At 73.2% G+C, this 12,057-nt stretch carries 13 protein-coding genes; 8 read left to right on the forward strand and 5 right to left on the reverse strand.

The window, feature by feature from the left end; genetic code table 11:
• Together AB0G52_RS40490 and AB0G52_RS40495 are read left to right on the forward strand one after the other, a co-directional pair.
• Window positions 1-104 (forward strand): sigma factor-like helix-turn-helix DNA-binding protein (locus tag AB0G52_RS40490; RefSeq protein WP_358987934.1); only part of this gene is annotated, 104 nt, incomplete at its 5' end.
• A gap of 62 nt (window positions 105-166) precedes the next feature.
• Entirely contained in the window at window positions 167-472 is a 306-nt protein-coding gene (locus tag AB0G52_RS40495) for a DUF5133 domain-containing protein (RefSeq protein ID WP_361344229.1), read from the forward strand.
• Between the two features lie 65 nt (window positions 473-537).
• Here AB0G52_RS40495 and AB0G52_RS40500 read toward each other — a convergent pair whose 3' ends face one another.
• On the reverse strand, window positions 538-1,752 hold the full coding sequence (locus tag AB0G52_RS40500; RefSeq protein WP_361344231.1) for a GAF domain-containing SpoIIE family protein phosphatase: 1,215 nt from the start codon (window positions 1,750-1,752) through the stop codon (window positions 538-540).
• A 114-nt stretch (window positions 1,753-1,866) separates the two neighbouring features.
• Between AB0G52_RS40500 and AB0G52_RS40505 the strand changes: the two genes are divergently transcribed.
• Complete coding sequence (locus AB0G52_RS40505) at window positions 1,867-3,651, forward strand: glycoside hydrolase family 15 protein (protein WP_361344234.1); 1,785 nt, start codon at window positions 1,867-1,869, stop codon at window positions 3,649-3,651.
• 68 nt (window positions 3,652-3,719) lie between these two features.
• Here the strand turns inward: AB0G52_RS40505 and AB0G52_RS40510 are convergent, their stop codons facing one another.
• Entirely contained in the window at window positions 3,720-4,796 is a 1,077-nt protein-coding gene (locus tag AB0G52_RS40510; protein ID WP_361344237.1) for a glutamate--cysteine ligase, read from the reverse strand.
• A 183-nt stretch (window positions 4,797-4,979) separates the two neighbouring features.
• Between AB0G52_RS40510 and AB0G52_RS40515 the strand changes: the two genes are divergently transcribed.
• On the forward strand, window positions 4,980-5,465 hold the full coding sequence (locus AB0G52_RS40515; RefSeq protein WP_132892638.1) for a DUF5709 domain-containing protein: 486 nt from the start codon (window positions 4,980-4,982) through the stop codon (window positions 5,463-5,465).
• 295 nt (window positions 5,466-5,760) lie between these two features.
• Here AB0G52_RS40515 and AB0G52_RS40520 read toward each other — a convergent pair whose 3' ends face one another.
• The 3 genes from AB0G52_RS40520 to AB0G52_RS40530 form a co-directional block, all read right to left on the reverse strand.
• Window positions 5,761-7,224: an ornithine decarboxylase gene (locus AB0G52_RS40520; protein WP_361344241.1), complete on the reverse strand. Its 1,464-nt coding sequence runs from the start codon at window positions 7,222-7,224 to the stop codon at window positions 5,761-5,763.
• A 90-nt stretch (window positions 7,225-7,314) separates the two neighbouring features.
• Window positions 7,315-8,505 (reverse strand): amidohydrolase, encoded by a 1,191-nt coding sequence (locus AB0G52_RS40525; RefSeq protein WP_361344244.1) that lies wholly within the window; start codon window positions 8,503-8,505, stop codon window positions 7,315-7,317.
• A gap of 77 nt (window positions 8,506-8,582) precedes the next feature.
• The gene (locus AB0G52_RS40530) at window positions 8,583-9,572 is read right to left on the reverse strand and encodes a magnesium and cobalt transport protein CorA (RefSeq protein ID WP_132892643.1); all 990 of its coding nucleotides are present in this window, start codon (window positions 9,570-9,572) and stop codon (window positions 8,583-8,585) included.
• A gap of 101 nt (window positions 9,573-9,673) precedes the next feature.
• On the opposite strand from AB0G52_RS40530, the gene AB0G52_RS40535 reads away from it, so the two are divergent.
• From AB0G52_RS40535 to AB0G52_RS40550, 4 genes are all read left to right on the forward strand, one after another.
• The gene (locus tag AB0G52_RS40535; protein ID WP_361344247.1) at window positions 9,674-10,738 is read left to right on the forward strand and encodes a YihY/virulence factor BrkB family protein; all 1,065 of its coding nucleotides are present in this window, start codon (window positions 9,674-9,676) and stop codon (window positions 10,736-10,738) included.
• A 180-nt stretch (window positions 10,739-10,918) separates the two neighbouring features.
• A complete protein-coding gene (locus tag AB0G52_RS40540) occupies window positions 10,919-11,290 on the forward strand; it encodes a phage holin family protein (protein WP_361344252.1) in 372 nt (123 codons plus the stop codon).
• Window positions 11,287-11,679: a DUF3618 domain-containing protein gene (locus AB0G52_RS40545; protein WP_132892647.1), complete on the forward strand. Its 393-nt coding sequence runs from the start codon at window positions 11,287-11,289 to the stop codon at window positions 11,677-11,679. The genes AB0G52_RS40540 and AB0G52_RS40545 overlap by 4 nt, the downstream gene beginning before the upstream one ends.
• Before the next feature lie 5 nt (window positions 11,680-11,684).
• Complete coding sequence (locus AB0G52_RS40550; protein ID WP_132892649.1) at window positions 11,685-11,951, forward strand: DUF4235 domain-containing protein; 267 nt, start codon at window positions 11,685-11,687, stop codon at window positions 11,949-11,951.
• Window positions 11,952-12,057: the final 106 nt, after the last annotated feature.

Here is a 12,057-nt window from a genome sequence, read left to right on the forward strand (position 1 = left end):
CCCAAAGCCGCATCGCCGACCAGCTCGGCATCTCCCAGATGCACGTCTCCCGCCTCATCAGCCGCAGCTGCGCCCGCGTCCGCGCCGAAGCGATGCGCGGGTGACCCGTCCACCGCAGTCCGCAAGCCGTACCGCCGTACCCGTCCCGATCCGAGGAGACCGTCCCATGCTGATGCCCCACCCCGCGACCCTGCGCAGACTCGTCAAGGAGTACGAAGCACTCCTCGTGACCGAGACACTCGTCGACGACGCCTCGGTGGGCACCCGCCTGCAGGACCTGGCCTACACCCTCTGCGTGTCCACCGGGACCCGGGAGGTCACGGACGCCCTGCGCGTGGCGCACGACTACCTCGACCGCACCATGGACAGTGCCGACACGGCGGACGCCGCGCCCGCCGCGGGCCCGGCACGGACCATTGTCAGCCGCCAGGTGTCCCGGACGCCCGCCCGCAGCGTGCTGTCCCAGGGCTGACGGACGACGCCCGGCGACATCCGTCCCGGTCCCGGCCCGACGCCACGGGCCGGGACCGGCCGCGCTCAGACATCGGCGTCGGAGCCGGCTTCCGACCGGCGGCCGCCACCGTCCGGGCCGTGCCAGTCCAGGCACAGGACGGTGGCGTCGTCCGCGAGGCGGCCGGCGCAGGCGGCGGTGACGGCGGCGGTGAGGGTCCGTACGACCTCGCGCGGGTGGTCGCCGGCCGTGTCGTGCAGCAGACCCGGCAGGTCGATCCTCTCGGCATGGCGCTCCTGCATGCCGTCGGTGTACAGCAGCAGGCGGTCCCGGGGCCGCAGGTCGATGCTCTGGACCTGGTAGGCGCCCTGCCCGGTCACTCCGAACGGCAGATCGACGTCGAGGGGCACCTCGCTGACCGCGCCCTCGCGCAGGCACAGGGGCCGCGGATGGCCGGCGTTGACCAGGTGGGCGCCGCCGCCGTCGAGGTCGATCCGCAGCAGCTGGCCGGTGGCGAAGGCGCTGCGCCCGTGGTCGAGGAGCGCCTGGTGCGCCTGGCGGGCCTGCTCGGCCAGCCCCGTGCCGGCCCGGCGGGCCCCGCGGGAGGCGTTGACCAGGAGGGTCGCGATGAGGGAGGCGTCGACGTCGTGGCCCATGGCGTCGGTGACGGACAGGTGCAGGGTGTCGTACTCGAGGGCGTAGTCGTAGGTGTCCCCGGCGATGTGGTCCGCCGGGACCAGGGCCGCGGCGAGGGCGAACTCCGCGGCTTCGCAGGCGGCGGCCGAGGGCAGCAACTGGAGCTGGATCTCGGAGGCCAGGCTGAGCGGGGTGGTGCGCCGGCCCCAGTGGTACATGTCGGTGAAGCGCCGGTCGGTGACGATGATGTAGGCCAGCGCGTGGGCGGCCTGCGCGACCTGGTCCAGCTCGTCCTCCGTCGCCTCGGTCGCACGGGGCAGGCTGAGCTCCAGGATGCCGATGGTGTCGCCGCGGTTGGTCACCGGGGCGAGTATCCGCTGCCCGTTGTCGCCGTCGTCCCAGGCCACCGGCTGCTGGGTCCGCAGAACCCGGTCGTGGACGCTGCCGGCCAGCGGGATCCGGTCGGCGCGCCCCTCGTGCGGGCCGGCCGTCCGGTCGGCGACGCGCACCATCTGGCGGCCGACGATGTCCACGAACAGAAACGACACCTGGCGGGCGCCGAAGCGGTCCCGCAGATTGCGGGCCACCACGTCCAGCGACTCCACCGGCGCCGCGTTCTCCGCCGCTGCCAGCACCTCGGCCAGCCCCATCCGGTCACGTGCCATGAGAGCCTCCCTGCTTGCCTCCCCAGGTACCTCGGCCGTCCTCCGCCACACTCCTCACCCCGGATCGCCGGACGGGCGGTGTTCCGGTGCGGCTGCCGGGAAACCCGTGGGCCCATGAACGACACTGCGGAACATCGGGAAACTGCCGGGAACGACGTCTGCCCGCCCTGGGTGCTACGGGAGTACGCGATCCTCGCCGACGGGGAACGCGCGGCCGTGGTGGATCCGCAGGGCCGGATCGTGTGGCTGTGCGCACCCCGGTGGCACAGTGACGCGGTGTTCTCCGCCCTCGTGGGCGGCGGTGGCTTCTTCGGCGTCGAGCCGGAGGACGCCCGGCACGTGTGGGGCGGCTATTACGAGGACTCCACCCTGATCTGGGTGAACCGCTGGGTGACCACCGACGCGGTGATCGAGTGCCGGGACGCTCTGGCGATGCCGGCGTCCGCCGACCGTCTGGTGCTGCTGCGGCGCATGCGAGTGGAGAAGGGTGAGGCCCGGCTGCGGGTCACCCTCGCGCCGCGGCCCGGATTCGGCGCGGACCGCCTGTCGGCCCCCCGGCTGGAGGAGGGGCTGTGGACCGCCGGGGCGGGCGGGCTGCGGATGCGGCTCACGGGCGCGGCGCGGGCCCGGTGGATTCCCGGGCCCACGCTGCGGGACGGTTTCCGGTTGCGCGAGGGGGAACAGCACGACCTCGTCCTCGAACTGTCCACCGCGGAGCTGGGCCCCCCGCCCGACCCCCGGTCCCTCTGGGCGGACACCGAAAAGGCGTGGCGGCGGTCGGTACCGGACTGCTCCGCGCTGGCCGCTCCCCGCGACGCCCGGCACGCCTACGCGGTCCTGCGCGGGCTGACCAGTTCCGCCGGCGGCATGGTCGCCGCGGCCACCACGTCGCTGCCCGAACGCGCCGACACCGGACGCAACTACGACTACCGGTTCGCCTGGGTGCGCGACCAGTGCTACGCGGGTCTGGCCGTCGCCGCGCACGGCCCGCACGAGCTGCTCGACACCGCGGTGCGCTTCACCGCGGAACGCGTCCTCGCCGACGGCCGGGACCTGCACCCGGCGTACACCGTCGACGGCGGACCGGTGCCGCGGGAACGCCGGCTCGCGCTGCCCGGCTACCCGGGCGGTACCGACCGGATCGGCAACAAGGCGGCCGAGCAGTTCCAGCTCGACGCGTTCGGGGAGGCCCTCCAGCTGTTCGCGGCGGCCGCCCACCACGACCGGCTCACGCCGGAGGCCGAACGGGCCGTGACCGTGGCGGTGGACGCCGTGGAACGCAACTGGACGCTGCCGGACGCCGGGCTGTGGGAGCTGGACAACCACTGGTGGACCCAGTCCCGGCTCAGTGTCGTGTGCGGGCTGCGCCGCGTGGCCCAGGCGCTGCCGGACGGTCCGACGGCGCGGCGCTGTGCCGGGACCGCCGAGGTGGTCCTCGCCGAGACCCGGCGCCGTTGCCTGCGGCCCGACGGCAGGTGGCGCAGGGCCGAGGACGACGACGGCCCGGAAGCCGCCCTTCTCATGCCGCTGGCCCGGGGCTGTCCGCCCGCCGACGACCCCAGCAACGCGATCACCCGGCGGTTCGTCGAGGAGCGGCTGCACGAGGACGGTTACCTCTACCGCTTCGTCCATGAGGACATCCCGTTGGGCGAGGCGGAAGGGGCCTTCCTGTTCTGCGGGTTCACCATGGCCCTGGCCACCGACCACCTCGGTGACCGTGCCCGTGCCCTGCGCTGGTTCGAGAGGACCCGGACGGCCTGCGGTCCGGCCGGGCTGTTCGCGGAGGAGTACGACGTCCGTCAGCGTCAGCTGCGCGGCAACCTTCCCCAGGCGTTCGTGCACGCCCTCCTGCTGGAGTGCGCGGTCCGCCTGAACGACGCCTCCGCCCTCCCGCTCTGAGCGGGGCGCCCCACGCCCGGCGCAGAGCGGGAGGGGTGGGACTCAGGACGAGCTGCTCATGCCGGTGCTCATCCGGTGATCATGTCGGTGACCTCGGCGATGCCGCCGCGGGCCAGAGCCTGCCGTTGCCGGTCCGCGCCGGTGCCCAGCTGAAGCAGCCGGTGCACCAGGGCCCTGACCTCCCGCGCGTCTCCCGCGTACTCCAGGGCCGGACCGACGTGGCGCATCAGACGGCAGACCACGTCCCCGGCCCGGCGCCGGACACCCTCCGGGTCGATCAGGTCCCCGGAGAGTCCGTGCCGGGCGGCCTGCCACATCGCCGCCTCCAGCAGTTCCGGGTCCGGCTGCGGCCGGGGCAGGTCCTCGGCGCCGTCCCAGATCGCGCGCTGCACGAGAGCCCGTACCACCCCGGCGAACAGCACGGCCTCGTCGGTGCCCAGCTGGACGTCGAAGCAGCGGATCTCGAGGGTGGGATAGTGCTCGGACAGTCTGGCCTGCCAGTAGAGCTGGCCGGTGTCGGCGATGACACCGGCGTCCAGCAGGCGTTGCACCCGCCGGTCGTAGTCGGTGTCGTCGGCGAAGTACGGGGGGACGCCGCTGACCGGCCACCGGTCGTAGATCAGGGTGCGCCAGGTGGCGAAGCCGGTGTCCTCGCCCTCCCACAGCGGCGAGTTGGCGGACATCGCGGTCAGTACCGGCAGCCAGGGCCGGATCCGGTCGAGGACCTGCACGCCGGTGGGGCGGTCCGGCACGGCGGCGTGGATGTGCATGCCGTTGACGAGTTGTTCCGCGACCAGTTGCGGAGCCTGCCGCTGCATGGCCCGGTAGCGGGGGGAGTCAGTGACCGGGACGGAGCGGGTGTGCGACGGGGGTGTGCCGCTGGCCAGCACGCGGCAGCCGAGTGCCTCCGCCGCCGCGGTGACGGCGTGCCGCAGCCGCAGCAGGTGGCCGCCGACCTCGTCGAGCGTGCCGCAGACGGGGGTGACCGCTTCCACCTGGGCCTGCGACAGCTCCGGATGGAGTTCCTGAGCGGCCACGAAGGGCTTCAGTCCCGCCGCCGAACGCACCTTGTCCCCCTGCGGCGCGGGCCGGCCGGTGACCGCGTCGATCAGCAGGTACTCCTCTTCGACACCCAGGGTGATCACGTCGGTGCGCCTTCCGTCTCTCGGCCTCTCGGCCGTGCCCGCCGCCCGCGAGGACCGGAGCGGCTTGCGGAGACCAAGTGACCGTGAGCGCCGCGGAACAAACGTGGTCGAAGCGAGGCATGGAGCGGTCCCTCCTCGGTACATCGGAGTCAGGAATCACCGGCGAGCGAAGGAGGTCCGGAAATGAGCGACGAGAACATGGGGGACGACGTCTACCAGCCCGTCGGGGGCAACGAGGAGCAGGAGGACGCGGCCCCGCTGGACCTCGAGGACGCGGTCGACGAACGTACCTACGACGACATCCTCGACGAGGGTTACTCGCCGCCCGAGAAGCCCCTGGGCGTGACCCGGAAGGGGACGACGGCGGCCGAGCAGCACGAGGGCGAGTCGCTCGACGAGCGGCTGCGCCAGGAGGTCCCGGACGTGACGGCACCCGAGGGCGACGGTGTCGGGGACCTGCCCGGGGGTGACGGCGAGCCCCGCGACCCCGAGGTGGGCGACCGCCGCGCCGGGCGGCTGGTGGCGCCGGACGAGGGCGCGCACCCGGACAGGACCGCGGAGGCGGTCGCCGAGGACAAGGGAGTGGACGGCGGCGCGGCGGGCGCCGAGGAGGCAGCGGTCCACGTCATCCCCGAGGAGCCCCTCCCACCAACGGCCTCCGAGGACTGACCCCGGGGCGGCCCCGGTGGGTTGAGCCCGGGGCCGCCCCGGACGGCTGAACCGCGAAGAGGATCGCCCCGCCGAACCGAGCCGGGGGCCGGCCCGAAGGGGCGAGGCCGACGCCGGCCCGGGAGCTGAGCCCAGGCAGAGATCGGCCCCGCGCGCCGAAGCCGGCCGGGGCGGGTGAGGACAGAGGCGGCCCGGGGAGCTGGGGCCTCGGGCCGGCTCGGAGAGTCGGGGTCGGGCACCGTCCCGGAGGCCGAGGCCGGGGCCCGACGCGGGGTGCCGAGGACGGGGCCGGGAGTCAGGGGTGTGCCACGACTCGGAGCATGCGGAGCGAGGGGTCGGAGGCGTCGGGGATGAGGACGCCGTGTTCCACTCCGGTGCGCAGGTAGTCGACGACCTCCTCGGTGATCACCTCGCCGGGTGCGACCGCCGGGACGCCCGGCGGGTAGGGGCTGATCGTCTCGGCGGCGATACGGCCCGCTACCTGTTCCGCGGGAACATGGTCGACCGGCGCGAAGAACGCGTCGCGCGGCAGCATGGCCTGCTCCAGTTCGAGGGCTCCCGGAGCGGGCAGGTGCGCCGGCGGACGGCGTTCGAGGGTGTCGGCCGCGTCCACGAGCGCGTGCAGGGCGTCCAGCAGGACCTTCTCCGTCTCGTCGTCGTCGGCGTGGGTGATGGAGGCGCTGATACGGCAGGTGTCGGAGCCTCCGACGTCGACGTGCCGGTGGGCCCGCAGCCACTCGGCGGCCTGCATACCGCTGACACCCAGTTCCCGTACGTCGACGACGAGCTTCAGCGGGTCGAAGGACGCCGCGTGGCCCTCCGCCACGATCTCCTGTCCCATCGGGCGCAGGCCGGGCAGGTCGGCGATCGCCTTCCGGATCCGCCCGGCGCGGTGCAGCGCGGCCTCCAGCAGGTCGTGCCCCTGCTCCGCCATCTGGCGCCGCCAGCCGTCGAGGGAGGCGTACACCAGCGAGGACGCACTGGTGGTGCCGAGCAGGTCCTCGCGCTGCTTGAGGACCTCGGGCGCCACCCGGTCGTACTGGAGGTGGAAGACGGAGCTCTGCTCGACGGCACCGCCCATCTTGTGGACGCTGGTGACGACCAGGTCGGCCTCGGCGTCCATGCCCCAGGGCGGCAGGTCGGGATGGAACGGCAGATGGGCGCCCCACGCCTCGTCGACGATCAGCGGGACACCGAACTCGTGGCAGACGCGGGCCACGCCCCGGATGTCGGCGCACGTCCCCCATTCCGTCGGGGTGATCAGGAGCATCCCCTTGGCGTCCGGGTGTTCGCGCAGCCGGTCGCGTACGTCGTCCGGCTCCGGCGGGTGCGCGAGATGGCGTTCGGCGTCGAACTTGGGGTGGACCCAGATCGGTTCGACGCCGTTGACGATGACTCCGGCGATCACGGACTTGTGGGCGTTGCGGGAGAGCAGCAGCTTCTCGCCGGGACCGGCGACCGCGAGCATGGCGGTCTTCACCGACAGCGAGCTGCCGCAGGTGGAGAAGAACGCCTGCTCCGCACCGACCGCGTCCGCCATCAGGTCCTGGGCCTGGCCGAGCACGTCCTGGGACTGCCGGCGGTCGTCCAGCCCGTTGAGGGACAGGACGTCGGACCGGAACACGTCGAGGCCGAGGATCTCGGCCACCCGTGGGTCCACGCCACGGCCCTGTTTGTGGCCGGGTGGGCCGAAGACGACGTCGCCCCTGCGCCGGAACTCCGCCAGCGCCTCGAGGACGGGGACGCGCGAGTGGTCCATGTTGTCTCCTCCTACGGATTCGTCCGCACCGCGGGCCCGCCGGGTACCCTGCGGCCCGGCCGACAACCGGCCGGCAGGACCTCGCGGACCTCAGCGGGAGCCGGCGCCGGCCCGCCCGTGCTCCGTCCACGCCGACTCCCGCAGCGTCGTGTCGCCGATCACGTCCACGGCCGTGCGGGCCAGCGCCTCCGCGACGGCGAGGAGGACCTCCCGGGCCCGCGCGGAGGCCGCCGCGGCGGCGAACTCGGGCGTGTGGTCGGAGCCGCCCCCGTCCATGATCGCCACGAAGGGGTGGATGGCCGGAACCCGCCCGCTGACGTTGCCGATGTCGGACGAACCCAGGTACACGCCGGTCTCGGGCGGGGTCAGACGGATCCCCGACCGCTCCAGGTGGGCCGCGAAGCGGTCGGAGAGCGGCCGGCTGTCGCGGAAGTGCTCGTAGCGGACCGTGGCCCGTTCGACGGTGACGGTCGTGCCGGTGGCCCGGGCCACGCCCGTGGCGCAGGTGCCCAGTTGCCCGGCAAGGGCGTCCAGCTCCGTGGTGGTCGCCGCGCGGAGACCGAACAGGCCCTCCGCATAGGCGGGGACGAGGTTGGTGGCCGTGCCGCCCTGCGTGACGATGCCCTGGATGTGGGAGGCCTGCGGCAGCCGGCGGCCGAGAGCGGACAGCACGTTGAAGAACTCGACGAGCGCCGCCAGGGCGTCGACGCCCTCCGTGGGGTTGCCCGTGGGGTGGGCGGCCCGCCCGTGGAAGCCGACGCGGTACTGCTCCTGGGCCGTGAGGGGGGCGCGGACCCAGTCGTACACCCCCGGGTGGAACATCAGGGCGGCATCGACGTCGTCGAACACGCCGGCCTCGGCCTCCAGGGCCTTCCCGCCGCCGCCTTCCTCGGCCGGGGTGCCCACCGCCAGCACCGAGCCCTCTTCGTCCGGCAGCGCGGCGCGGGCGGCGAGCGCGGCGCCCAGGCCGGCGGCGGCGATCAGGTTGTGGCCGCAGGCGTGGCCCAAGCCGGGCAGGGCGTCGTACTCCAGCAGCAGGGCCACCGCCGGGCGGCGCTCCCCCGCCCGGGCCACGAACGCCGTGGGCAGGCCCGCTGTGCCCTGCTGTACCCGGAACCCCGCGCGGTGCAGTTCACCGCTCAGCAGTGCGGCGGCGCGATGTTCGGCGAAGGCGAGTTCCGGGTCGGCGTGCAGCGTGGTCGCGATCCGCCACAAGTCCTCGGCGCGGTCGGTGACTTCCTCGTGGATGCGCCGGTACTCGGCGTCGGGTGTCCGGGACACGTGGCTCCCCTGTCTGGTCTGGCCTCGGCGCTGTCGCAGTTCCGGGTTTCGCCATAGGGACGGACGACACCCCGCCTTCACAGCCAGCCGTTGCGGCGGAAGGACCGGTACAGCCAGCCCGCGCCGAGGGCCATCACGGCCAGCGCGCACGGGTAGCCGTAGCGCCAGTCCAGCTCGGGCATGTGGGCGAAGTTCATGCCGTAGATCCCGGCGATCAGGGTGGGGACGGCGAAGATGGCCGCCCAGGCGCTGATCCGCCGCATGTCGTCGTTCTGCCAGGTGCCCACCGTCGCGAGGTGTGCGTCGAGGACCGAGGTCAGCAGGTCGTCGAGCGCGCTCACTTCGGTGCCGGTGCGGGTGAGGTGGTCGGCGACGTCGCGGAAGTACGGCACGAGCTCCCGCGGCCGTTCGTCCCCGGCCACGGTCAGCGACTGCACGACCGGGACCAGGGGCTGGACCGCGTCTCGGAACTCCACGACCTCGCGTTTCAGCGAGTAGATCCGCTCGGTGAGGTCCTGGCGGACCGGTGAGAACACGCACCGTTCCAGCTCGGTCAGGTCCGACCGCACCTGGGCGGCCGCCTCCGCGTAGGCGTCGACGACGACGTCCACCACCGCGTGCAGGACGCCGGCCGGCCCGAGCCCTGCCATGTCCGGCTGCTCGGCGAGCCGGCGGGCCGCGTCGGCGGCGGGGTCGCTCGCACCGTGGCGGACGGTCAGTGCGAAGGACGGGCCGAGGAAGATCATCACTTCGCCGGTCTCCACGTCGGCGGTCCGCTCGACGAACCACAGCGTCTTCACGGCGACCGCGAGGATGTCGCCGTAGCGCTCCTGCTTCGGGCGCTGGTGGGCCTGGATCGCGTCCTCGACGGCGAGTGGATGCAGGTTCAGGTGCTTGCCGAGCCGTTCGAGTTCCTCCTGGGAGGGGTCGGTCACCCGGATCCAGGCGAACTCGTCCGGCGCCAGCGCGGCCAGGCGGTCCGTCGTCGCCGCGCATCCCGCGTCCGCCGCGTCGCAGTCGATCCGCTCGCAGGCGCCCGTGCGTTTCTGGTAGATCTCACACTCCATGCCTTCCTGGGTGCTTCCGCGAGCGCGTTCCATGCCTCCGCGCGCCGAATCCGGTACCGCTCGGCCGCGTAGCCGGGGCACGGAGGGGTTACCCGGGGCCTATGCAGAGGCTTCATGTTCCATGGCGCAAGGCACACCCGGACAGCGGCGAGGACCGGGGACGCGGGATACCGACGCCCGAGGAGGCGGGGCCCGGACCCGATGTCGAGCGGCGCGCGCCGGAGACGCCGGCGAAACTCCCGAAGCGTGCCTGGGGCGCCGTGCTCAAAGGGGCCCTGCGCGAGTTCAAGGACGACGAGCTGACCGATCGCGCGGCGGCCCTGACGTACTACGGGGTGCTGTCGCTGTTCCCCGCCCTGCTGGTGCTGGTCTCCCTGCTGGGCATCGCCGGCCGGTCGACCACCAACGCGGTGCTCGACAACGTGCGGCAGCTGGCGCCGGGCCCGGCCCGGGACATCATCACCCGTGCCGTGGAGCAGTTGCAGGGCAAGGCCGGTGCCGGGTCGGTCATGGCGGTCGTCGGCCTGGTCCTGGCGCTCTGGTCGGCCTCCGGCTATGTCGCGGCGTTCATCCGCGCCGCGAACACGGTCTACGACATGCCGGAGGGCCGTCCGCTGTGGAAGATCCTCCCCCTGCGCGTGCTGCTCACCTTCGTCCTCATGGTGATGGCGGTGGCCAGCGGTCTGATCGTGGTCTTCACCGGCGGGATCGCCCGTCAGGCCGGCACCGCCCTCGGCATCGGGGACGGCGCGCTGGCGGTGTGGTCGATCGCCAAGTGGCCGGTCCTCGTCCTCCTGGTGACCGTGATGATCGCGGTGCTGTACTGGGCCAGCCCCAACGCGAAGGTCAAGGGCTTCCGGTGGATCACGCCGGGCAGTTTCGTCGCTCTGCTGCTCTGGCTGATCGCCTCCGGGGGTTTCGCGTTCTACGTCGCCGGTTTCGCCTCCTACAACAAGACCTACGGCACCATGGCGGGCGTCGTCGTGTTCCTCGTGTGGCTGTGGCTCACCAACCTGGCCGTGCTGCTGGGGCTGGAGTTCGATGCCGAGACCGCGCGTCAGCGGGCCGTCGCGGGCGGCCTGCCGCCGGAGGCTGAGCCGTACACCGAGCCGCGCTCGACCCGGACGTGGGACGAGGAGGACGTCCGCAGGCTGGACGAGGCCTGATCCTGTCCTGAACCCGCTCGTTCGGGGTACTCGCGCGTTCGTCGGACCGCCGGGCGTGCCTGCCGGGCGGGCAGCAACGGACAGGGACGGGAGGTGAGCGCCGTGTCGGGCACGCAGCCGCACCATGCGGCAACGGGCCGGAGCACGGACCGCTTCGGCCAGGAGCCGGTGAACGAGCCGGTGAGCGAACTGGTGCAGCGGGCCTCGCAGCAGCTGACGGAGCTGGTGCGCGGTGAACTGAGGCTGGCACAGGCCGAGATGAAGGAGAAGGGCAAGCGCTACGGCAAGGGGGGCGGCCTGTTCGGCGGCGCCGGTGTCGTGGGCTTCCTGACGCTCCAGGCACTGGTGGCCACGGTGATCGCCGCGCTGTCGGTGGCGCTGCCGGTGTGGGCGGCGGGGCTGCTCGTCACGGCGGTCCTCGGTGTGATCGCCGCCGTGCTGGCCATAAGCGGAAGGAAGCAGGTCGGGCGGGCCGCACCGCCCAGGCCCGAACAGACCGTCGAGAACGTGAAGGCCGACGTGGCCGTGATCAAGGAGAGTGCGCACCGATGACCCAGCCTCCGCACGACGAACCCACCGCCGCCGACCCCCAGGAACTGCGGGAACAGGTCGAGCAGACCCGCGCCGAACTCGGGGAGACGGTCCAGGCCCTGGCGGCGAAGACCGATGTCAAGGCCCGGGCGCGGCAGAAGGGCGCCGAGGTCAAGGAGCAGGCTGCTGTGAAGGGCGGTCAGCTGAAGGAGCAGGCGGCCGCGAAGGCCGGGGAGCTGAGGGCGAAGGCCGTCGACGTGGCCCACCAGACCCAGGAGCGGCTGCCCGAGCCCGTCCGGGACAGGACCGTACAGGGGGCGCGGCTCGCCCAGGACAACCGCAAGGTGCTGCTGACGGTGGCGGGTGCCGCCGTCGTGGTGTGGATGGCCTGCCGCCGGATGAAGGGGTGAGCGGGGTGAAGGTGTCGAAGGTCGCTTACAAGCCGGTGGGGCTGGCTCTCGGCCTCCTCGGCGGCCTGGCCGCCGGGGCGCTGTTCAAACAGACGTGGAAGGTGCTCGGTCACGACGAGGACGCTCCGGACGCCACGGACGAGGACCGGTCGTGGCGCGAGGTGCTGCTCGCCGCAGCGCTCCAGGGCGCGATCTTCTCGGTGGTGAAGGCGGCCGTGGACCGCGCGGGAGCCACCGGCGTGCGCGGCCTGACCGGGAGCTGGCCCGGCTGACGTGCCGTCGCGGAGCACCGCGGGCGTGGGGGGGGGGGGGGGGGCGCCGGGCCGCCCCCACCCCCCACCAGGCCGCGGCGGCCGCAGACAGGAGCACAAAAGAAGC

The sequence above is a fragment of the Streptomyces sp. NPDC021562 genome (assembly GCF_040640875.1).
Taxonomy (GTDB): Bacteria; Actinomycetota; Actinomycetes; order Streptomycetales; family Streptomycetaceae; genus Streptomyces.